Below are 22,903 nucleotides of genomic sequence, written 5' to 3'. Positions count from 1 at the left end.
GACTTAATTGACCTAGATAACATCTTGGTGGCTTTACTCTTATTTAGCCATTGGCAGCAAAACTGATATATAGCGCTGAGCCCAATTAGCAAGTTCTACTCTATTGCGTGAGTTCGTTTTTTTAAACGCGCTATAAAGATGTGTTTTTACAGTATGGTCACTAATATTAAGTTTATCAGCAATTGTATGATTACTCGCACCTTGTGCAATTAAATGAATAACAGACTTTTCACGCTTTGTTAAATGATCGTAATCGTCCTGCTTTAATTCGATGTCGTCGTGTAGGCTATTAAACGATGATGCTACGGCTAAAATATCGTTAAATGCTTTTGAAATCACTTTGCGTGTAAACCAAAGCTCGCCAGTATTAACCCGAAGTAATCCTTTGAAAATATCTTCTGGTGCATCTGATTTATAAAAAACACCATTAAAATGGTTAAGTAATAAGTTTTGCTCGCACACATCTTCTCTATCAACATTAAAAATGACAACGTTATAGTGTTTAGCTAAACAAATAAGATCTGCAGGAATGAGGTCTTGCCATTTGCTTTTAGCACCATCGATTAAAAACAAATCATAATTAGCTCGCTGCTCAGTTTTAGGCACAGCATCATCCATTTTAACATCACTAAACAATGCTTGAAGCGTTCTTAAAATAGCGGTGTAATTATGTGAGTGAAAAGATGTTTGAAATGTTGTTTTTACAAATACTGAGCTTTTATCTAGCATAAATTTCGTCCTTGAAACATTTACCCCACATTACCGAAACCAAATACAACTTACAATCAGATTTTGGTATTAAAGCGATATTCTTATATTTCATCCTAAAATAAATAAAGACGAATAAAATCAGCATATAACCATCATTTATTTCATTTTAAAAATTGCTTTTATAAGATAAATAACAGATCGGATTAGTCGCTTAGTAACTTATAAAATCGAGTTGTTACGCCATTTGTCCAACCAAATCCCTGCTGTACTTGATATTCACCTCCACTAGCTAAAACATTAGGGGTGCACACATTATATTTTTCGAGCAAGCACTTATTTATCTCAAAATTTTGCTCAACCATCTTTAGCCAGTTTTGCATTATATTCGTGCTTAATTGTGTAATACCGTAATTATTAAGCCCTTTTACAGCAAACCACTGCAATGGTGCCCAACCATTTGGGCTATCCCATTGTTGTGATGTATGAGTAATGGTTGTAACAATACCACCCTCTTTTAAAAAATCATTAGCTAGTAACGTTGCTACTTTAGTTGCTTGGTCATTGCTGGCTAAATTAACAAATAACGCTGTAGTTGCCGCGGCACTAAGTATTGGAGATTGAGTGGCCAACCGGCCGTTATAATCAACAAAAAAGCCGATGGATTCATTCCAAAGATACGTATTTATAAGTGCTTTACGATTGCCAGCAAGTGATTTGTAATGCTGAGCTTGCTCACTATTGCCGAGCAGTTTAAAAAACTCACTTAGCCGACTTTCTAAGTTATATATAAGGCAGTTTAAATCAATAGGAACAATATCAGTGGTTTGAATAGAGCTTAGTAAATTAGATTCTCCCAACCAACGAGAACTAAAATCCCATCCCGACTCACACGCAGCACGAATATTACGATAAAAATCAGCTTTACTTTCCTCAGCTAACTCTTGTGCTAACTCTAAATCTTCTCGTAGTGACTCAGCCCTTGGCTCGCCCGCATCATCCCAATAACGATTTAAAATACCGCCACAAGGCATTCTTACCACGCGGTTTGAACTCAATATATTATCTGAAAGCAACTGCGCGCCTTGCATCCAAAACCTATATTCTTTTTCAAGCGCTGCAACACACATATTAAGCCATTTCATATTAAGCGACTTACGGTGTGTATGCTCCCATAATAATTCGACCATGAGTGCTAAAACAGGTGGCTGCGAGCGTGATAAATAATAACGGCGGTTACCATTTGGAATACTGCCATAATCGTTAATTAAATCGATAAAATTAAGTAGCATATCTTCAACTACATCAATTTTATCTGCATCAATTAAACCCAAGGCTGTAAAATAGCTATCCCAATAGTAAATTTCTTGAAAACGTCCCCCAGGCACAATATAGCTGTGTTTTAGTGCAAGTAATGAGTCTTGCTTTGGAATATCGGCTTCCCTTCTAAGGCCAGTCCATAACGAATTTATATACTGTTTAACAGATGACGTATCAGCCTTAGTGCCCATTGTTAGCACTGGGGAGGTAATAAAGTGTGCGTTTACAAACTCACTAAGCTGCGCGTCATTTAAAGGAGCTAGTTGCTCATAACTTTTACATGCACTTTGCCAATTAACACGCGCAATTGCATCTGCGAATGTTTTACAGTCACTAAATACATTCTGCGTTTGAACATCTTTAAATAATTGGCTCTCGAAAAAACTCATAACTTTCCTTACTTTTAAGCTGTGGTTGCGTGTTGTGAGATAGCATCTGTACGTTTTTTGAAAAAAATCACGCTAATAAAAATTAAACTAATAGGAACCAAAGAAAAGTAAAACGCGTGCTGCCCACTAAAGTGCTCAAATACATAACCGGTTATTATTGAGCCTGTTGTGCCTCCAAGTGCCGAAAAAACCACAATCAAACCAGTCATAGCTGCATGACGATGTTTTTCAAGTGCGCTGAGCATAACGGAGTTAAGTACCGGATAAATAGGTGCCATAAAAAAACCAATTAACGGCAAAATAAATGCAGCGAGAGGAGCGTCAAACAAACTAGTTACGTTATTTTCAGTAATATTTTCAGTAAGTGGCAAGGTGATGAGTATTAAACCAGCCATAGCAACTAAACAACTGCACAATACAGCAAACCAATTAATGTGTTTAAGTACTTGCCCTGCCACTAAGCGTCCAAGCGCAAGTGCCGCAGCAAAAATACTAGCCAACTGAATACTAATAGCGACAGGGAGTTTTAAAACTTCATTATTAAATGTAGGTAACCAAGTACCTACGCCCTGCTCAATTAGCACGTATAAAAAAGCGCTAATTATGAATATAAGCACTAATGGTTGATATGTTAGCTTTAGCATCGCTATAAAGTCATACCAGCTTGAGCGTTTAGTTTTACTTACAATTGCTGGCTTTATAGGTGCTGCAATGACGCTTGCTATAACAATTAGGGTTAGAGCTGCCAGCAAGTAATAAACGTTAAGCCAAGCGGTTGAGTCACTTGGATCTATAAAAGCAGTAAAAATCCAATAACCGCTTAATACACCAACCATAAAAATGCCTTCGATGGTGTTTAGTAATGAGGAGTGGCTGTTTGCATCGTCTGTTACTTGGCCAATAATAGAGTAAACAGATACTTTAACCACAGCAAAGCCACAACCAATAGCTGCAAATAAAATTTTAAACACATAAAAGTCACTAATTAAAGCCGTACTTACACAAGCAAGCGCAACAATAGTAAGCGCCCCAAGCATGGCAAGCTTATAGCCCAAACGAGGAATAAACGAAGCCACTATAAATGACATTACCGCAATGGATAAATCTTTAAACCCTTCTAGAACTGAGGCCTCTGTTTTACTTACCCCTAGAGTATTTATTGCCTGCAAAATAACGGTACCTACACTATTTAATAAAATAGCGAAAATAAAGTAACTTGCTGCAATAGCCAGTGTGACTTTTGTTTTACTCATAACTGCCCCCGCTTTACAGCGTTATTTAAACGCTATAACGACCTTTATTGTATGCCCATAATGAGTGCATACACTGTGTGTATTTATATCAGTGAGATTTGAGTTTAGTTTAGAACAACCTCCAATGCAATCGTTTGCATTATGATTTTAACATTAACTCAACATCATTTATAAGTTAACGTTTACTCGATTGACGGGTAATTAATTCAATATCAATCACTTGTGATTCAACTTTTTCACCAGCGAGTTGTTGCATTAGCTTTTGAACTAGTAGCGTGGCTGCGTACTGTGTGTTTTGTCGGATGGTCGATAATGAAGGGTGGCTAATGTCGGCCATAGCAATATCATCAAAGCCTACTAGAGCGACATCATTAGGAATACTTACATAGCGCTCTTTTAAGGCTTTCATTGCCCCTAAAGCAACCATGTCACTACATGCAACTATAGCATCAAAATAAAGGCCTTTTTCACGCAGTAATTGGTTAATAGATTGGTACGCAGAGCTACTTGTAATATCAATAGATACAACATGTTCCTTTAATTTGTGGGTTGCTAATGCAGCAGAGTACCCTCGATGACGTTCGCTAATTTCACCATGTTCTGGGTCACCTAAAAATATAATATTTTTGGCTCCATGCTCTATTAAATGCGTGGTTGCTTGCAAGCCCCCTAAATAGTTGTCACTCCCTACAATGGCATAATTACAGGGTGTTTTAGGATCCCCCCATACTACCAGCGGAATACCTGCGTTAGCTGCATTTTCGATATTGGTTTGGCTCTTACCTTGACCTACCACAATAATGCCGTCTGCACGGCGGCTATTAATAAAGTAATTAGCCCAATCGCCTTGCGCCATTATTGAGTTTGATAATAAAAGCTCTAACCCTTGTTGATTAAGCGCAAGGTTAATTTCGCTCACCACTTTAAGTAAAAAAGGGTCGCTAATCGACTGTTCTGTTTGTTCGTCAAGGTTAATTATAACCGNCAGTATTCAGGCTAAAATTGTGTTCTTTAGCTAAGCGCTGTAGTTTATCGCGGGTTTCTTGCTTAATTAGCGGATTATCATTAAGCGCACGCGAAACTGTTGAAGTCGATACACCTGCTAGTTTTGCTAAATCAATTAATTTAATTTTTTTATTATTCATGATTTTCCTAAATCGCCGGTTGCCACTAATAAACCTGAACTCTGGTTGCTTTATACAATTATCTAACCTGCTGACAATATAGCATTATTATTTTTTGCTGGCGCGAACAACGCCTTAAAAATTGTTTATCTGATAAATAAGCTCAATAAATAAACTATATAAATTCATAAATAATTTACAAATAAATATTGCAAACGTTTGCATTTATCTCTAAGGTTTCAACATACACAGCCTATTTACATTAAATTTTAAGAGTTAAGGCTAAAAAATCACACTGTTTCACACACTAAACGGGATCACACACATGAAAATCAATAAAGCCAAAAGCACATTAGCGTGTGCAATTACTTTAGCGCTTAGCACTCAATGCGCATTTGCAGCAGAGCAAACACAAGAAAAACAGAAAGTTGAGCGCATTGTGGTATCGGGAACACCTACCGGTGTTGGAGTTAGAAAAATAGATGCCAGCTATGCGGTAACTAATATCGATAGTGAACAAATTATTAAACTGTCTCCTAAAAGCACTGCCGACTTGTTTAAAGCAATACCTGGTGTTTGGGTAGAAAGCTCAGGTGGTGAATCGGGTGCTAATGTATTTGTTCGTGGTTTTCCTGGTGGGGGTGATGCCCCATTTTTAACACTCAGCATTGAAGGCTCACCTATTTATCCTGCTTCAACGTTGTCATTTTTAGAAAACTCATCAATGTTTCGTATTGATGAAACCATTGAGACAGTAGAAGCCCTGCGTGGTGGACCTAATCCTGTTTTATCTAACGGACAACCTGGATTAACAACCAACTTTAGATTAAAACGTGGTGGCGAAGAAACAGAAGGCTTATTTAAATACACGACTTCTGATTACGACTTACAGCGCGTTGATGCTGTGATGAGTGGTGAAATTACTGACGATTTATACTTTATGGTTGGCGGTTACGTAAAAAGCTCTCCGGGTATTCGTGATGCGGGCTTTACTTCAGAAAAAGGTAGCCAATTTACAATCAACATTACTAAAGATTTAGACAACGGTGAGCTTAACTTTTATACCCGCCAAACAGACGATCACGGCGCATGGTACTTACCAACACCCCTTAATGTTGATGGAATTGACGCAGAATATTCGCAACTTGGTACGCTGAATCGTCAAGCAACAATATTTACAGGCCCCGATGCACAAGCACTTGATATTGACCTAGGTGATGGCCGAGGGTGGGACGGCCATGTTTCGGGCGGTAGTATTAAGCTAGAGCTAAAAGATGGTTGGCATTTTTCAGATCGCTTTAACATTACCAAAGGCGATGCAAATACCTACGGTTTAGTACCTAGTGGCTCAGCAACAACGGTTGGAGCAGTTGCTGATAACGGCCAAACTGCATTTGGAGCAGTTACAAACACTGAATACGAAAGCGACACCCCAGTCCAACAACTTGGTCGATGGGTAGTACTTAAAGAAATCAGCTCATTTACTAATGATTTAGCTTTTTCGAAAAAATTTGGCGACCTATCAACAACCTTTGGGTATTACACTGCAAGTACTTCAGCAAAAGATTGGTGGAGCTTAGGTAACACTGCATACCATGTACTTGAATCAGGTGGCGAAGCATTGACTGGGATTGAATGTAATCAAAGCACCGATGGTTGTGATTTTAACTACGACATAAGCTCAACAGGTGATGCGCGCACTAACGCGTTTTATGTCACCGGTGAATACAAATTTGCTGATGCGTTTACACTTGATGTTGGCGTACGTCAAGAAAACCACGAAGTAGAATACAGTGTAGATGAAGGCCTTGACGGTATTATTACTAAAACCGTTAGCTATGATGAAAGTAAAACATCGTGGACTACAGGGTTAAACTACTCAATTAATGATGATATGGGTGTGTTTGCCCGTGTTAACCGTGGTTATAAAATGCCTTACTTTGATGACTTTAGAGATAACTTTGATGCTTACGAAGGCGGCGAAAAGCTTATTAAAGAGATAACTCAAGGCGAGCTTGGCTATAAGTTAATTACTGAATCAACCGACTTTTATGCAACCGTATTTGTAAATGAAGTTAAAGGTGACACATTTGTACGACGACCTGGCGTACCAGCAGAAATTTTAACAAACGAAGCATACGGTATAGAGCTTGATTACAACTTTAATCATGAGTCTGGTTTTTCTGTTAATTTAAATACGACATTACAAGATGCTGAAATTACAGAGAGCCCAACAAACGATGGTAACCAGTCGCAGCGCCAACCAAAATGGCAAGTACGTGTAACACCAAGCTACGACTTTGAACTGCAAGGTATGTATGCAACTTTATACGGTACACTTTCGGCAGTTGATGACCGTTTTGGTAACAACGAAAACACGGTTACTCTAGATGGCTACGAAAAAGTAGACTTAGGACTAATTTTAGAGCCAATGGAAGGTATTAAACTTCAGGTAGCCATTGATAACTTAACTGATGAGCAAGGTATTACCGAGGGTGATCCACGTAATGCCGATGCGCCAAATGGCCGTTACATTATGCCGCGCACCACTCGCTTTAGTGTAAGCTACGCGTTTTAACTTTGATAAGATTAAGGGAGCATTCGCTCCCTTTCATTTTAATTAACCTAAACAAATAAACTTAAAAGCTAAATTACTCAATATTCGCTTTTAATTTATTCAGCGCATCAACCGAAAAACCACGGTCGTAAAAATATAAAATTTCGCCACTGCTATTAATAAGTACTACACGAGAGTTATTTGGACTTTGGTTACCTGTAAATTTTTGAACAGCTTCACCGTCTTTATAAATAGTGATTACTCCACCCCATAATTCTTTAGGGATGCCCTTGCGCATACCGCTGTCTATAAATGTGCTGAACATCCGTGGTGCCATGCCCGCAATAGTAGGTAGCTCGTAGGTAGGAAGCGTAACACCTGCCATGTCTAAGCCAATTAACCAACGGTCTATATCAAACTGGCTGTCTTGCTTGTAACCAATAAGCAGCAGTGTTTTATCTGCTTTAAAATCACTAGGTATAGTCACCACACTTTGCTCTAGGCTTTCGCCACTAATGCTTGGAAACTGTTTACCTGTTAATTGTTGGTTTGGGTATTGTGTTGTACATGCACTAAGTAGTAAAAATGCAAAAGCACTTAATGTTAATTTGATCATAATAAACCTAATATTTTTTAAATTTCATAACGATACGCTTAGTATGGCAGCTGAGATCTAAAAGTGTTGATTAGCTATGTAATTTTTAAATTTAGACGCGGTCATGGCCTTGCCATACTTCCAACCTTGTCCATAATGTACTCCCGCCATTTTTAAAATAGCTTCTTGCTCTGTAGTTTCAATCCCTTCTGCTACGCAGGTATAATTAAACTTATGCACAAGTTCCATAATATTTGGGATCATAGAGGCTTTTAAGCCCTCAGTGGCTATATCTTGTACAAATGTACGGTCAATTTTTAGTTGATGAAAACTCAAATTTTGTAAGTTTCTTAAATTTGAGTAACCCGTACCAAAGTCATCTAATGATAAGTTAAATCCCGACTCAACCAAGGTTCTAAAATGAGCATGCGCGATACTTGTATCAAGGTATTCGTCTTCAGTTATCTCTAAACAAATAATAAAGCGTGAGTTGGTAAGCTCTGTAATTTGCGGCAGTAACGACACATTACCCAGCTCTACATCACACGGAAATATATTAAGCGACACTTTAAAGCCTTCTGGCAATACCTCTATAGAGGTTAACTCTTTTATTGCCGTTGCAATCATTGCTTCAGTAAAAGTCCATGTTAAATTATTTTTTCTGATAACCGGAATAAACTCATCAGGAAATAAAGCTCCGTACTTATCTTCAAAACGTGCAAGTACCTCGCAACCAATCAGCTTGCCACTTTGCAAACAAATAATGGGCTGGTAAGTCCAATAAAATGACCCCTTTTTAAGTCCTTTACGAATACGCTGATTGGTAGAGCGGCGTGCAGCAATTCTCGCATCAACTATTAACGCACTCGATATGCCCGCTAAACAAGTTAAAATTAACGAAATTATTAATAATAAGTGATTATTAGAAAAAAACAGACTCCAAGGTAAGCGCACTACTACACAATATTGACTACTTGTAGAACTACAAACTGAATTAGTTTCGTAAGGAAAAAAAATATTACTTTTTACCTGCTGATATAGCCCTTCTTTACCTGCTAAATGATGCAAAGCATTTGGTGTTTTATAAATAACTTCCCAATCTGGCGCAGTAATTCCAATGTTGGTAAAAGGCGTACTCTGCATAATTAAATTATAGTCCCCTTGCCTGACTATAATTACCTCCATAGGGCGCTCACTAAATAATAATAGATAAAGCTCTGGCTCAAAACGAACTCTCACCTGTTCATCATCTCGAATAAAGTCAGGCTGTTTGTCGTTAATTGGTTTACTTAGTAAGCCTGCACCCGTAGTGCAAACTAGCTGGTTACCTTTAAAAAAGCCTATATCAATTACATATTTTGCATCAAATAAAGCGCGGCGCATCTCAAGAAGAGTTGTGTTGTCACACTGTTTAAACGCAAGCTTATTTAATGGGGTAAGTATTCGACGCCTCTCCGCAATTGCACCTTCTATATGAGTGAGAATATACTCAGCATCAGATTTTGTTTGTGCTGTTAATTGTTGAGCTGCAAAGTTGAGCAAAATAAAACAGCCAGCTACAAATACCAACCCTCCGGTTAAAATGGCTATAATAGATTTTTGTTGGTACTTTTTCATAGCATCTCGAAGTTGTTAATTTATGTCGCTTTTTTTTAGATGATTACATAAGTCGTACTAAATTCAAATAGATAGATTCAAGAATTGTTGAGTGAGTTTTGAACCAATTGCGTTATTTTAGAGCCTATTGCCAAATGTTGGATATCATCAAAATGAATCCCATCACCATCTGTTATGTTAATAAACGAGTTAAAATCAATAAAAGCGCACTTATTATTAGCCGCAACACTTTTAAATGCACTAGAGAGCTCTGTTGCTTTTATATCTGCATCTTCATAAATACGCGAATACTGCTCGGTAATTCTTATTTTAGGTGGGCTAGCAATAATAATTTTAGGTGATTTTAAAGTACTACTTTTCTGATAATAACTATGTATTGAGTTAATTAAATCATTCAAGCCATCTGCTATTAAACTAGGAGTTAAATTAAAACGTTTTTTAAGATCGTTTGTACCAAGGGCAATAATAATAAAGTCAATTCGATGCGCCTCTAAATAAGGCTTTAAATAGCTAACACCACTCAGCACACCATCAAAAGGCGGGTTATGCACTAACGTGCGGTTAGGTTGCCCCGCCTCAATAATAGCAAAAGCACACTCTAAATTCTTAGCTAATAGCGATGTCCAACGGGTATTTTCACCAAAGCGTTTACCCGTTATAGAGTTTAATCCCCAGGTATTAGAATCACCAAAGCAGAGTATATTTTTTATCATTTGAGTCATTAAAATGGGTTAAGTGTATAACCTTGTTGTTGTAACTGAGCATGTGCTGTCATCGCAGAAAGTGACATTTTTACGCCATCAATTAAAAGCTCTGGCGTTACTTTAAAGTGAGTAGCCGATTGCCCGCAAACATACACTTTAGTGTTATTAGCAAGTAGCTGCTCAATTAACGCTTGGTTTTTATTGTCAGCGTCAAAACGTTTTTTATATTCGCTATTAGCTAACACATCAACACTTGCACTACCGTGCACAACTAACGCTAATTGAATGTTATCTGGCTTTACACCGTGTGCTACATGCATATTAATAAAACGTGCAAGTGAGTTCATTGAATTGTTCTGCTCACCTTTTTTAGCGCCCTCTGCAACATCAAAGGCTATTTTAAATACCGTAGAGTCATTTATTTCATCATGTTGAGGAACATTGTAATAATTCCCAAACCCTTTAATTGGTTGCTCATTAGCATTAATAAACGGGCTAAAAATTAGTACTAACCATAGTAAATATTTCATTAAACTATCCTTTGTTTTTTAAGCGTATTACTAAACTACCAGAGACAACCAAAAAAGGCTGCAATTTAAGCAACCTTTTGGGTACTTTTATGGTTGTGGTTAATAAACTGCATACCTAAATAGCTAAACGTATTTTTAAACTGCTCGACAAAACAGGCGGGAGCTTCGCTTGATGACGCATTCGAAAGCACTGAAAAATGCTTACTACGTAAACTACGAAGCTTAGGTTTTAATGCTTCATCGTCCATGTAATCGGTTATTCTATCAATAAATAATTTCATTTGTACTGTGGTGCTGTACCAATAAACTGGCGAAGCAAACACCCAATGCTCATACGTTAAAAGTGCTTCAAACACAGCGTAAAAGTCATCATTATTATAGTTTTTGTTATAGCAGTACGGCGCTATTTTATAATCATCCAAACATATTACACGCACATTATTTTGCTCTGCAAATCCGTTAACGTGCGCCTGTGTATTACCATTTTTGCGTGCGCTTGAATAAATAATAACCGTACTACGCTCAAGTTTTTGTTGCATTTAGTTAGCTCCTTTTTTAATGTTGAAAGAAGCTTAAAACCTCAAGTTGTATTGAGGTCAAACGGAAATTAAAAAATAATGCAAACAGATCAAAAAAAACTAACTGAGGCCAACTTAACAGTAGGTTATGTAGCAAAGCGTAGCGGCGTAAAAGTATCAACCCTGCATTTTTACGAAACAAAAGGACTAATACGTAGCTGGCGAAATGGCGGTAATCAACGCCGTTACAAAAAAGATGTACTGCGACGTATAGCGGTAATAAAAGCCGCACAAGCCATGGGAATAACCCTTGATGAAATTAAACAAACACTGGCAACATTACCTGATCAGCGCACACCCACGCAAAAAGACTGGGCAGCCCTTTCAAAGCAATGGCAAGCACAGCTGGACGAGCGAATAGCGTATATGCAGCGTTTGCGTGATCGCGTTGATGGATGTATTGGCTGTGGGTGCTTATCTATGAGTAAATGCCCTATTTATAACAAAAATGACCACTTAGGCGAAAACCAAAGTGGTGCTATCTTGTTAGAGCGAGATTGAGAGCTAGATTAAAGTTAATCTAAGCCGCTTAGCCCCTCTCTCGCCGCTCGGTATAATGCACCTAGGGTTGAATCGAATACAGATTTTATAAAGCTATATGTAAGCTCCACCGCTTTACTAATTACTTTGCCTGCAAACACTAACATATGCCCTAGTAAACCTAAGGTTTGTGTTGCAAACGAGGCTGACGCTTTAGCTATTTTATCTAAAGTACGCGCCAACATATCGTAAAAAGTGAGCCCAGTACCAATAGCGGCTTGGGCAGCAACTGCACTGTAATAGCCGGCATCTTTTAAAAGTGTGACTAACGCAGCCCCTAGTTTATCAGCCCAGTGGGAAGTAAAAGAGGCTTGATTTCTATCTTCAAACTTCAAACGTACGGGGGTACTCAAAAAATGATTAGCTTGAATGGTTAAGTTGTTCCAATTATTACTATTGGCTGTGTTTATATAGCCAGGCGTACCATTGAGGGTATGCGCTGCACCTTTTAAACCTTGCCCATTATCTAAGCGTATTTCTTGACCGCTAGAAGGCGCATGCGAGAACGGCCACAAAGGTACCTTAGCAACTGGGTCTGCGCCATGAGTACAGCGATAAATTTTATCAATTCTCGATGTAGCAGCCCGAGAGAAGTTTTCAAGCCCAACGCGCGGTGAGCCAAACGTATATAGCTTTACAGGTATTGAATATTCAGCTCTAATCCAATCAGCAGAAAGCGTCGCTAATGCACCACCTAAGCTGTGGCCAACTAAATGAATACAATCAGTTACTTTATCTTTAATATTAGCTTCAACAAACTCCTGTAACGCGGGCTTCATACTGTAAAAGGTCTTATTAAACCCAGCATGCACCATACTACCGTTTGAGCCTCCACTTAAACCAAAATGACCATCAGTTAAGCCATCTCTTAGCGAGTTAGTACCACGAATTGTTATAACTGAATCCCCCTGATAATCGCCAAGCCCATGCCCTACTAGAGCAAAACCCGTACTTAAATTAAATAAATGGGAGAAAAAACCGCCCGTTACACCTTGTACTGCGCCTGGGTTAACTGAAAAGTTAAAATTGTCGCGCAAAGATGCATGAAGTGAACGATGAAGTAAGTTAGTGGTTTTAATGCTTTTTGCTTTATAAGCAAGGTTAGCTAACTGTACAGCTTGGGTTGGCGTCAAAGTATTCATATAAGTTCCCTTTAAATTAATAGTTAAAGTTTACATGATGTGTAAATCGCAAAAGCGTGGCTTGTATCTTCTTTAATTGGAATATCGTATGTTTGCGGCTCTTTAGAAATATCACACTTCAAGTTTGCAAGAAGCTCTTTAAGTGTGTCACTTTTTTCATGAATTGAAACAAGCGTGTACCATAAAACAATTCCTTCTGGCGTGCCGTTTTCTAAATAAATATGCTGAACCAACGAGTCGTTATCAAACATATTAGAGGGTTTACCTGTTTTTATTGTTTTTTCTGTAAAAGTAAAATACCCCTGTTCATCTGTCGTGGTTTCATCAACGAATTCATCGCCATAAGTAAGTGAGCGCATTACTTTAGTGTTTGCAACTGGCTGCCCATTATCTAATAGCTGACCTTTTACTGGAGCCGATAAATAAAATTCTTGTTTATTAAAAAAGCCAAACATATCTGCACAAGCCTGTGATGTAGTAAAAAAAACAACGGTAATAGAGGCTATTACCAACACAAAAATTTTTAAACGCGATAAAAACAAAGTAAAAACTCTCCCACTAGCTATAAGCTACTTAATGTATATGGCTAATTAATTACACAAGCCATATTTATATAAAAAAACAGGGGTCTAATTAGGTACAATTATACTGCATGTTTTTTAATCAAAAAACAATCACTAATCTAATTATAAAATAGTGTATATATTAATTTACCCATGCCACTAAACATAATGCCGCCCATAAGCAAAAAACCATATATAAAACTAATAGCACCAGCTGAAGGATCGCTCCTTTTATCAATTTCTATACATGCCGTGCACACAACAAAAAATATAAAAAAGTTAGCGATAACGCCTAAAATAAAAGCATGCCCAAATAACGGTGCTACACCTGCCAAAACTGCGCCCAATATTAAGAGCGAGCCTGAAAATGAATATTTATTAAACCGGCTCTCAATTATTTTTATAACTAATGTTGCTAACATAAAGAGTAAAAAGCATAGCGTTGGCCAAAACTGATAATACAAATAGCCCCAGTTTAAAAGCTCACCTGTAGTTGATGAATAAGTTTGTTCACCTATGACAGGCGCTGAAGCATTCGCGGCATTTTCGCTAAAAAAATATCCTATCCCACCAATAATTAATTTTATAAGCCAAAAAAATAAAAAACTGGCAATAGTAAACCCGATAGCGTCATCCCTTGTTAATCGTTTTTTAGCTTTGCTTTTTACAATAATGGCAAGCATTAAACCTAATAGGCATACACTTCCTAAATAAAGTACTGCCTGCCAAAAGTCATCAGGATAAAATACAGCTAACCCTGGCGCGATAAATAGATACATAGCATCTTCGTTATCAAGTGAACGGTTTTGGGCACTCCGCTCAGACTCTTTAAAAAAAGCTAAATATACAAATAAAGGCTGCAAAAACAGCATTAAAATACTCGTGGTGATAAGGCTCATACATCATCCTTAATGAGAAGAAACGAATGCAGCACACGTGCTGCATTAAAATTAAATATGTGGGTGCTCAATAATAAAGAGAGGTAGGTGTTATAAGTTTATTTTTTGAAAATACGTTTTAAGTTTTAAAAGCCCCGACTCAAGTTCAAATTTTTGTATTTTAGGGTTTTTGAATTTAAACCCATTAGAAATATGGGTATTAATCATCGTCGCCATACCCTCAAACCCAGCTGGCGCACTAGCAACTAAATCGCACAGCAAAGGTTTTATAAGCACTTGATGCTCTTCTATTAAAGTTGGGTCTTCGTATATATCGTAAACAAGGTTAGTTAATGTTTGTTGGTTTTGTTGTTCCATATCATTTCTATAGCGCCTTAGCTTAGGCGTTTATAGCTCCCTAGAGTTCTAAATTGAATAAAGGTAAATAAAATTTATTACTTTTTGTTCCTTCGGTTACCTTTTGCCATTTCTTTTTCGACAGCAGCACGAGCGTCTTTTATATCTTTAAAAAAATCATACTGATATTTAATAAGACCTTGGTATTTTTCTCCTTTAATTAAATAAAAAGAGAGCAACATAAAGGCTATATTGATAGCTGTTGCAATATAATACCCATTACCTTCTAAAATTATAAAAGTTGGTAAGCAAATCACAGCTAAAAATAAAGCATAGAATTTTAATATATTTGCGCAAAAAAAAGAGCCTTGGCTTACTTTAAAGTTTATAAGGCAAAATGCTATCCCAGCAGAAAATAAAATACCTAACAGCCACTCAGGATCTGTATCAAAGTATTGCGTTAACACAGTCATTCCGGAGTATACAGTACCCAAAAGTAAGAGCACTGTTACTAATAGAAACCTACGTAAAAGCTTCCATGGTGGAAATAATAGAAATACCTCATCGTTTTTAGACACTACTTACTCAACTCCTCATATATTCCAATTGCAAGTGAATTCACCGTTCCAGATAGAGCACTCCCACTAAAACAGACGACTTGAGGCTCTCTACTCTGTCTCTTTAAAAAGAGCTAAACATAAAAATAAAGCTTGTGAAAACAGCGTTAAAAATTGAGTGAGTAATTATGAACTGTATTACAGGTTTATTTTTTGAAAATACGTTTTAAGTTTTAAAAGCCCCGACTCAAGTTCAAATTTTTGTATTTTAGGATTTTTGAATTTAAACCCATTAGAAATATGAGTATTAATCATCGTCGCCATGCCCTCAAACCCAGCTGGCGCACTAGCAACTAAATCGCTCAACAAAGGGTTTATAAGCACTTGATGCTCTTCTATTAAAGTTGGGTTCTCGTATATATCGTAAACAAGGTTAGTTAGTGTGTGTTGGTTTTGTTGTTCCATATCATTTCTATAGCGCCTTAGCTTAGGCGTTTGTAGCTCCTTTTATATTTCTAGGTAAATACATTCAAAGTTTAATTTTCAGCTAACGAGGCTTTAGCTTGCTTTTGTATATATTTAGCGCGATGCTCCCAATCAGCTCTGTTTGCATAATTTATAACGTAATCAGTATGGGTAATCACTTTATTCCACATACCAAGTCTTTGGTAAATAGTGGATAGTTCAAAATGTGCCGAAACAGTTTGAAAGTTTATTTCATTATCATGCAGTAAATACAATTCATATAATCGTGCAGATTCTCTTAAATCCTTTTTTACGAAGTGGCCACTTCGGTATATCCAAGCAAGTTTTTTTAAAGCACTGTACTCGTTATTTGCAATACGAGAATTAATTTCCTCTAAATAACGAGTACCATCTCCAGTGTGCACGCCTATGTAATATAAAGCCTCCCAATCACCAAGACTATATGCTTTTTCACACCATGCTTCTAATTGTTCAGGTGCATGCATTAAGCTTTTTTGGCATTGCTTAGCGACCTTCTCTACAGTTAGGTTAGGGGAGTTAATATCTATATTAGGAAAAAGTGATGCTCTCAAAACCGAAGAAAATACAAAACACCAAGTAAAGATAATTATTGATATTATTTTTACCATTGTAGTGAACCATCACTATTCACACGCTTTTCAGGTATGTGCACTTGAAAAGATTTAACAGATGAATCGTACGGGTAGCCTTCTCGATAAAAATAAAGCTCTTTTAGGGATTTATCCTGATTCGAGTCACCTGAGCAACGTCTATCACTTATGCAACTAAGTCCTCCAATAAAGTCGATAAAGCGTACATTGAAAATATTGTGATCTTTAAGAAATACATCAACACCAGGCTGGTCTGCTGCATTTAGTACAGCATGAAAACGATGCATAAAAGCAACAACTCTATTCTGACTTGAACGGTTTAATATAGTAGCTAAATTAACTGCCCAAAGTGCGTTTCTATAAGTATGAGTATCAAAGCAATCGCCTCCTATACCCTTCTCTGAAGAACATACACTATCCATTATATCCATTGTTTCAACTAATACGTCGAGCGCGACTATTTTCATTCCAATATCGCGCGCAGCCTTAACAAGTTCTCCATAAGCATGAGGTGTTAAATAACCATGGGTCCAATACTTATTAAAATACTGCTGTATAACATTAAAACCTTTACCTGTGCGCTGATAAAAGTCTATTTTCTCCTGCATAGCTCTTGGTAGCATTTCGATTGCAAAATGCGTGAAACCAGCAGCTTTTAGCTGTTTGATTGCCTTTATTGCTTCATATTTATATCCGGCAGTGCTATGGCTTGATTCACCAAGCATCACTAAGCGCGCATTACCGGCCATTGTTTTATAATTTACATCCGTGTTTATTTTATTCACTGTATTTCCTTATGTTTAATAACTTCGAAGGGCTTTTAAACTAGATATTTTACATTTACTAATTGTGGCCCGCTTTATAAAAATGACTCAGTAGTTACCTGAGCCTTAATTTAATTACTAGCCAAAGGCGATATGAGGTGAAACTTTGACCGCAGCAATTACTAGTGTTTTAAGTTTTTCTAACATCCAAGTTAAAGCTTTTTTTACACCTGCATAAGTTATATCAACGGCAACAAATGGCTTTCCTACAAAGTTAAGTATATGCCCAATTAGCCCTTTACTATCTTCAGCAAACTTAATCGACATTTGAGAAATCTCTACAATTGACCGAGCTAATAAATCATAAATAGTTAAAACACCTGATGTGCCTATTTGACCCATAATACTTGCTAACTTACCGCTCTCACGTAATAAAGTGATAAGGGCACTTGTGATTTTTTCAGACCAATGTGCATTAAAAGAAGCATGATGGCGGTTATAGTACTTTAGACGTGTCATCGTTAAGTTAGATATCGAGCCTTTCTGCATACTTTTATAGTCAGGGTAACTAGCTGCAGTGTTAATATAACCTGGCGCATTACCTGCCATTTTATGCGCCGCACCCGTTAATGAAACACACGTACTTAGCCTATATTCGCTCCCCGCATGTACAAACGGCCAAACAGGAACCATAGCTACAGGGTCGCTACGATGAACAGCCCTATAAATGCCATCTAATCTTGTCTCTGTTTTAATTGCGAAAGGGTTAAGACCCACCCTTGGAGATCCAAAAGTATAAAGTTTTACAGGCACCTTATATTGAGCTTTAATCCAATTTGCTGCTAACGTTGCTAAAGCACCACCAAGGCTATGGCCAATACAGTGAACAGGGCGCCCACCTGCCTTACTCAATATTGCTGCTAGTTGCGGTTTAATAGTTTCAAAAGTACGATTAAATCCAGAATGTACCGGAGCTAAATTTGGGCCAACGGTAACACCACAGTGTAAATCTGTTAACGCATCAGCAAGCCCAGCAGTACCCCGTATTGCTATAACAATCTCGCCCGCATGGTTACCGGTACCTTTGCCTACACCAAAAAAGCCAAAACCAGTAGATTGGTTCAATACATGCTCTGCTGTTGTGCCACTTACACCTGTTAGTGTTGATATTTTTGAATCAAATGCAAAATGCTTACTAATAATTGGATTCGACTTTATTTTTTTTGACTGATCACCAGCCGCCGAAACCGCAATGCTTTTGTACGCAAAATCAGCCAGTTGTGCCGCTATGCTAGGAGATAAAATTTTCATGTAAAATCCTTTTATTATTTAAAATCTTTAAAATAATCCGTATCGTCGTCTCCAGTTTCATAGATTTCAAAGTCACTTTCCCATCTACAAATACTCGAGCCATAAAAATCTAAATTTTCATGAGCATGGTTAGGAAATATAAAATCCACATTAGGTGATACTAAATCGGCGTTTAGACTGCTTAGCTTTTGTTTGTACTCGTCGGGCTCATCAATACCACGTAGCTCACTATTCCAAAGCTCATACTCTTCACCGCCATGAATTGCAGTAATAAGTTGATAAGTAACTTCATGGGAGAACATATCACCGGGTATTTTTGACTCAACAACAACTTCTGGCATATTAAAGGTGCCATCGGAAGCTGTAATGACCTGATCTTCTTTTTCAATTTTATGTGCAAATTTGAGGCTGCGATTAATTAAAACACCTTCAACGGGATTGCCGTTTAAAGTAATAATTCCTTTAACTTCAGAGCACATATGTACGTCATATTTTTTTATTAAACCAAACATAGTGGTTTGGGCCTCCTTACCTATATTTCTAATTATTTAAAATAAGTACCATTAATTAAAAAACGTGGAAGTGAATCACTTTCAACCGTTACCTCATTAGCCATAGCATGTTGAATGCGCGCCATACTCGCAGCAAGTGCAGCTTCATCTGATAGTGCTTACTATTTGAATTGGCTCCCAAAAGAAACCTGTAACGTTACCTTATTTTTTGCTCTACTATCTTGTTTTCATTAAATAAACGCATAAACCAGATAATACCTCTCAGCTACTCGCGATACTGTTTGACCGTTCGATTAAAAAATAGATTCAGCTTTACTTAGCTCTTCACCTTGCATGACCTTTTGCGTAAGTTCGGTGCCCTTACACAGCTTATGCCAGTGAATAACAATCGCTTTGTCATTTAATCGATTCGCTTTTTTATCATCTACATACAGCACTAAATGGGTGTGGTTACTCATTACTGCATAAGCACACACATCAATACAAAACACTTTGGCAAGCATAAGTAACTTTTCTTCAACCCAGCCTCTGCGATGCGCGTAATACATACCAGGGAATAGTCTTCACCACACTAAAAAGCTCGCCGAACACAACGCGAGATACAGTGGTAATATTTTGTATCAGCCAAACTTACTTGACGCTTTCTTACGATTGCCATAAGACACCCTGCTTGTTTTTTACACTGAAAAAAACTAGTACTTAGTTAGCCAAACTGTATAAATTAGAATGGGTGTCTTGTTTGTTTTCCCACTATTTAAAGTAGGTGCCGTTGCTATTTTTTGGTTATTTTGAAAAATTTAAAATGGATGCATCTATTTTCCAAAGACTATTCTTTATAAAGCTGGATAATTTTTCGCATAATAATAAAGAGTAATTACCCGCTGTTTATTTATACTATTAGTGTAATTTAAACGAGATAATAAATAAGAAGTACCAAAGCTCTCTCTAGTCCAATTAGCCGATACAAACTCTTTCTCTTTTTGAGAGAATATCTCCCAAGCTGCTTGAGAGGAAAGAAACTTTTCCTTTGCTTCTCCCTCAACAAAGTGTCCGACTAAACGTTTTGCATGTGATAATTTTTCTTCTAAAAACATATTGAAATCACCATATCGATCCCGTAGTTCAATAGAGTCACAATTACACTCGGATATCTTATCTTCGTACACTTTTACTTCAGTTAAAAAATTATTAACGTAGTCTGGTGCATCAGGATTATCTATAGCAAAGCATGATGAAACGCTCACTAACATGGATAACACGATAATTGCTTTAATTTTATTTACCATCCTTTATAGATCCCTTTTGTATAAATATTCCACTCACTATTTCTGCGATTATTTAATCCCTTCATAACTTCACCTTGAGATTTATTCCATGCTTTCCACGCTAACTCTAGGCTGGAATAAGATGTAATCGCTGTAGGATCATTAATAAGCTTTAACACAGAGGAAAATTTAAAGTTATCACCAATATTAAAAACCAACAGAACTAATGCATCGAACTGTTGCTGAGTTAGTGGTACTTTTACTTGTTGTCTAACTATGTTAACGAATGGAGCTAAATCACTCTTAAATAGAGTTAAAGCATCGCTTTCTGTAATTGGGGTACTATACTTTTGCCAATCACTTTCAGCAATCAAATGGCCATAACCTATAGTTGCCCCCTCTACCCACGAAGTAATTTCATCACCTGTTTGATCATCATAAGGTTTTCTTCGAAACCTCTCGATTGACTTTAATAAGTCAACTCCCTTAGTGCTGAATACTATAGATAAATTAGCATTAGTCGAAGCTGCTAGCTTTTCATTGATTTTTCGATGTGTACACCCATTAGGATCTATTTTTCCATCGGGACGAACAATGTTTAATACTTTACTTTGAAATAATTTAATGGCGGCAATAGTTTTAGAGCTATCTGGGCGAGGGTGTAAGCGACCATCGACAACTAAAGCTTGTGTAGGTGGAATAAGTTTTAGTAATTTATTCAAAGCCGTTTGTACCGTTTTTACATCATTTAAACTGTTAGTGCCGCCCAATCCAACAGATTGGGTTATTCTGATTGCTGCCATCGAAGTATCCTTTTCTTTAATATTATATCTATTAATTACAATGTATTAGTAGTAAATCGATGCCAGTATTTAAAGTGGGTGTCTTTGTTACTCTAAAAAACCTAGTTCTTCGTTTCACAGAGTCCAAAACTGAGAGTAGGTGTCACTGTTATTCGGGTAATTGTCTAGTTTATTTTGAGACAACATTACAAAGTGAATTTTTTTCTTAATTCTTCATCTAGCTTGCTCAAAAATAGAATGCCATAATTTGGCTCATCTAAATCTTTAATCAAATTTAAAGGCAGGTTCTTCTCGTATTCATCAAAGCAGCAAGCTAATCCAACAGCTATAGAAGCGACACTGTCTGTATCCCCTCGAAGTGCAACACAGCTTTGCAGTAAATCTTTAAGGTTACTATTTTTTATTAAACAGCTAAAGGCAGCACTAACAGTATCGAATGCTTTAATAGAAACCTCCTTGCCCCAGTCAAAATCCCAATCGGCATAACCTTCACCTTCTAAAAACTTTTCTAAGTTTAATAATTTACCTTTGTGATGGATGCCAAAGTGACAAGCTAAGGCAATAGCGCAACTAGATTGTATAGCTATAGAAGAATTGTGCGTAATTTGGGCTTGCATTTTAGCAAATTCGAGAAGCTTATTTTTTTCTTTAAAAAAACCTATCGGTACAGATCTCATAGCTGCACCATTTCTTTCGCTATTGGGCTTGATTATATTTATTAGATCAAATCCAGATTCTACACTTAATAAAAGTTGATAGAAGCCCTTTGAATATCCTAAGCGTTGATCTCGCTTAAAGCATTCAATAAACTTATCTGCAATAATTTCGCTCGTAAATTTTTCGTTATTTAACATTAATTCCACTATGGCGATTGTCATCTGGGTATCATCGGTATATTTAGCTGAGAACCCATATAAATCATGTCGTGAATAACTAGACAGATCATTATAAAGTACCACTTTTTTTTCCGAAGAAAACTCGAAACCAGCCCCATAGGCATCTGCTATAGCTATTTCTATTAACATTAACTAATTATCACCTTGAGCTATAATATTCGAATACATTTCAAGAACAGATTTTCCTGTTAGTTCTTTTTCTAAGTCTAGCACTTCTTTTAAGGCACTTTTAAAATCCAGATCTGCGCTATATTTCACAATTTCTTGCTTATCTAAAAAGCATTCCTCAGGCGCAATACCTAACTCCCAGCGTGTTTTATAAATACTTCTAAACTTAGAACGGAGAAACTCGACCTTTTCAAGAAAAATCATCTTTTGGAATCTTAAAACATCTTCTTCAAGTCTCAATTCAGATTTTACTTTCCTATTTTCTGATATTTGAAAGAGCTCCCATAAAGTAGGCTCAATTGAATCTGAGTATCGACTATAACAACACTCATAAACAATTTTATTTTCTTTAAATACCTTTCCAACAATGGACTCATCACCCGTTTCTAAATCAACCTTAATTGTTTCGATTAATGAATATTCTTCAATCACTTCTCTCATCTCTTTGCCATGATACTCTCTATAGCGAGCTTCTTTGGGTATCCTTTGCAAATCGGAAACATTAAAGAAAGCAGAATTGAGATTATTGTCTGAAATAAATTGAACGAGAATTAAATTATTATTTTCTATTAAGAAAAACCTTATTATTACTTCTTCGTTACTGGATAAAAAATCTTCTTTATGTAAATTATATATATCCAAGTTAAAGTTATTTATATCGATCATAATTGCATC

The 22,903-nt window shown here is 36.9% G+C and carries 24 protein-coding genes and 2 pseudogenes; 2 read left to right on the top strand and 24 right to left on the bottom strand.

Annotation, left to right across the window (positions count from 1 at the left end):
* Positions 1 to 39 precede the first annotated feature (39 nt).
* The 4 genes and pseudogenes from L656_RS0106080 to L656_RS01000000121970 all read right to left on the bottom strand — a co-directional run bounded on the left by L656_RS0106080 (position 40) and on the right by L656_RS01000000121970 (position 4,815).
* The gene (locus L656_RS0106080; RefSeq protein ID WP_024598527.1) at positions 40 to 729 is read right to left on the bottom strand and encodes a response regulator transcription factor; all 690 of its coding nucleotides are present in this window, start codon (positions 727 to 729) and stop codon (positions 40 to 42) included.
* A gap of 185 nt (positions 730 to 914) precedes the next feature.
* Entirely contained in the window at positions 915 to 2,417 is a 1,503-nt protein-coding gene (locus L656_RS0106075; protein WP_024598526.1) for a trehalase family glycosidase, read from the bottom strand.
* Between the two features lie 14 nt (positions 2,418 to 2,431).
* The gene (locus tag L656_RS0106070; RefSeq protein ID WP_024598525.1) at positions 2,432 to 3,670 is read right to left on the bottom strand and encodes an MFS transporter; all 1,239 of its coding nucleotides are present in this window, start codon (positions 3,668 to 3,670) and stop codon (positions 2,432 to 2,434) included.
* A gap of 175 nt (positions 3,671 to 3,845) precedes the next feature.
* A pseudogene (locus tag L656_RS01000000121970) lies at positions 3,846 to 4,815 on the bottom strand (LacI family DNA-binding transcriptional regulator).
* Positions 4,816 to 5,119: 304 nt separating this feature from the next.
* Between L656_RS01000000121970 and L656_RS0106060 the strand changes: the two are divergent.
* Positions 5,120 to 7,372, top strand: a complete 2,253-nt coding sequence (locus L656_RS0106060) for a TonB-dependent receptor (protein ID WP_024598524.1) — start codon at positions 5,120 to 5,122, stop codon at positions 7,370 to 7,372.
* Positions 7,373 to 7,445: 73 nt separating this feature from the next.
* On the opposite strand, the gene L656_RS0106055 is transcribed toward L656_RS0106060, so the two are convergent.
* From L656_RS0106055 to L656_RS0106035, 5 genes are all read right to left on the bottom strand, one after another.
* A complete protein-coding gene (locus tag L656_RS0106055) occupies positions 7,446 to 7,967 on the bottom strand; it encodes a hypothetical protein (protein ID WP_024598523.1) in 522 nt (173 codons plus the stop codon).
* Positions 7,968 to 8,024: 57 nt separating this feature from the next.
* Positions 8,025 to 9,563 carry an EAL domain-containing protein gene (locus L656_RS0106050; RefSeq protein ID WP_024598522.1) on the bottom strand — a complete coding sequence of 513 codons (1,539 nt, stop codon included), beginning with the start codon at positions 9,561 to 9,563 and terminating at the stop codon, positions 8,025 to 8,027.
* Between the two features lie 77 nt (positions 9,564 to 9,640).
* A complete protein-coding gene (locus tag L656_RS0106045) occupies positions 9,641 to 10,276 on the bottom strand; it encodes an SGNH/GDSL hydrolase family protein (protein ID WP_024598521.1) in 636 nt (211 codons plus the stop codon).
* An 8-nt stretch (positions 10,277 to 10,284) separates the two neighbouring features.
* Complete coding sequence (locus tag L656_RS0106040; protein ID WP_024598520.1) at positions 10,285 to 10,797, bottom strand: DsrE family protein; 513 nt, start codon at positions 10,795 to 10,797, stop codon at positions 10,285 to 10,287.
* Between the two features lie 65 nt (positions 10,798 to 10,862).
* Positions 10,863 to 11,336, bottom strand: coding sequence for a flavodoxin family protein (locus L656_RS0106035; protein WP_024598519.1), 474 nt, complete (start codon positions 11,334 to 11,336; stop codon positions 10,863 to 10,865).
* 78 nt (positions 11,337 to 11,414) lie between these two features.
* Here L656_RS0106035 and soxR point away from each other — a divergent pair, with 78 nt between their 5' ends.
* Positions 11,415 to 11,876 (top strand): redox-sensitive transcriptional activator SoxR, encoded by a 462-nt coding sequence (gene soxR / locus L656_RS0106030; protein WP_024598518.1) that lies wholly within the window; start codon positions 11,415 to 11,417, stop codon positions 11,874 to 11,876.
* Positions 11,877 to 11,890: 14 nt separating this feature from the next.
* Here soxR and L656_RS0106025 read toward each other — a convergent pair whose 3' ends face one another.
* The 15 genes and pseudogenes from L656_RS0106025 to L656_RS0105955 form a co-directional block, all read right to left on the bottom strand.
* Complete coding sequence (locus L656_RS0106025; protein ID WP_024598517.1) at positions 11,891 to 13,057, bottom strand: lipase family protein; 1,167 nt, start codon at positions 13,055 to 13,057, stop codon at positions 11,891 to 11,893.
* A gap of 23 nt (positions 13,058 to 13,080) precedes the next feature.
* The gene (locus tag L656_RS0106020) at positions 13,081 to 13,512 is read right to left on the bottom strand and encodes a DUF4198 domain-containing protein (protein WP_241763421.1); all 432 of its coding nucleotides are present in this window, start codon (positions 13,510 to 13,512) and stop codon (positions 13,081 to 13,083) included.
* 227 nt (positions 13,513 to 13,739) lie between these two features.
* On the bottom strand, positions 13,740 to 14,519 hold the full coding sequence (locus L656_RS0106015) for a hypothetical protein (protein WP_024598515.1): 780 nt from the start codon (positions 14,517 to 14,519) through the stop codon (positions 13,740 to 13,742).
* A 90-nt stretch (positions 14,520 to 14,609) separates the two neighbouring features.
* Positions 14,610 to 14,876, bottom strand: coding sequence for a hypothetical protein (locus L656_RS0106010; RefSeq protein WP_024598514.1), 267 nt, complete (start codon positions 14,874 to 14,876; stop codon positions 14,610 to 14,612).
* Between the two features lie 77 nt (positions 14,877 to 14,953).
* Positions 14,954 to 15,433, bottom strand: coding sequence for a hypothetical protein (locus L656_RS0106005; RefSeq protein WP_024598513.1), 480 nt, complete (start codon positions 15,431 to 15,433; stop codon positions 14,954 to 14,956).
* A 177-nt stretch (positions 15,434 to 15,610) separates the two neighbouring features.
* Complete coding sequence (locus tag L656_RS0106000; RefSeq protein WP_024598512.1) at positions 15,611 to 15,877, bottom strand: hypothetical protein; 267 nt, start codon at positions 15,875 to 15,877, stop codon at positions 15,611 to 15,613.
* Between the two features lie 71 nt (positions 15,878 to 15,948).
* Positions 15,949 to 16,527, bottom strand: a complete 579-nt coding sequence (locus tag L656_RS0105995; RefSeq protein WP_024598511.1) for a hypothetical protein — start codon at positions 16,525 to 16,527, stop codon at positions 15,949 to 15,951.
* Positions 16,521 to 17,294, bottom strand: a complete 774-nt coding sequence (locus L656_RS0105990; RefSeq protein WP_024598510.1) for a ChaN family lipoprotein — start codon at positions 17,292 to 17,294, stop codon at positions 16,521 to 16,523. Before L656_RS0105990 ends, L656_RS0105995 begins: the two co-directional genes overlap by 7 nt.
* Positions 17,295 to 17,411: 117 nt before the next feature.
* The gene (locus tag L656_RS0105985; protein ID WP_024598509.1) at positions 17,412 to 18,584 is read right to left on the bottom strand and encodes a lipase family protein; all 1,173 of its coding nucleotides are present in this window, start codon (positions 18,582 to 18,584) and stop codon (positions 17,412 to 17,414) included.
* A gap of 14 nt (positions 18,585 to 18,598) precedes the next feature.
* The gene (locus tag L656_RS0105980) at positions 18,599 to 19,096 is read right to left on the bottom strand and encodes a DUF6795 domain-containing protein (protein ID WP_024598508.1); all 498 of its coding nucleotides are present in this window, start codon (positions 19,094 to 19,096) and stop codon (positions 18,599 to 18,601) included.
* 113 nt (positions 19,097 to 19,209) lie between these two features.
* Positions 19,210 to 19,754 (bottom strand): annotated as a pseudogene (locus L656_RS01000000121965) (transposase); the annotation flags it as partial.
* Between the two features lie 175 nt (positions 19,755 to 19,929).
* Entirely contained in the window at positions 19,930 to 20,382 is a 453-nt protein-coding gene (locus L656_RS0105970; RefSeq protein WP_024598506.1) for a hypothetical protein, read from the bottom strand.
* The gene (locus L656_RS0105965; RefSeq protein WP_024598505.1) at positions 20,376 to 21,164 is read right to left on the bottom strand and encodes a glycoside hydrolase family protein; all 789 of its coding nucleotides are present in this window, start codon (positions 21,162 to 21,164) and stop codon (positions 20,376 to 20,378) included. Before L656_RS0105965 ends, L656_RS0105970 begins: the two co-directional genes overlap by 7 nt.
* 185 nt (positions 21,165 to 21,349) lie before the next feature.
* The gene (locus L656_RS0105960; RefSeq protein WP_024598504.1) at positions 21,350 to 22,189 is read right to left on the bottom strand and encodes an ADP-ribosylglycohydrolase family protein; all 840 of its coding nucleotides are present in this window, start codon (positions 22,187 to 22,189) and stop codon (positions 21,350 to 21,352) included.
* A gap of 3 nt (positions 22,190 to 22,192) precedes the next feature.
* Positions 22,193 to 22,894, bottom strand: coding sequence for a hypothetical protein (locus L656_RS0105955; protein ID WP_024598503.1), 702 nt, complete (start codon positions 22,892 to 22,894; stop codon positions 22,193 to 22,195).
* Between the last annotated feature and the right edge of the window lie 9 nt (positions 22,895 to 22,903).

The organism is Pseudoalteromonas sp. TAE56 (assembly GCF_000497955.1).
GTDB lineage: Bacteria > Pseudomonadota > Gammaproteobacteria > Enterobacterales > Alteromonadaceae > Pseudoalteromonas.
This window is presented reverse-complemented; position numbering and strand designations above follow the sequence as displayed.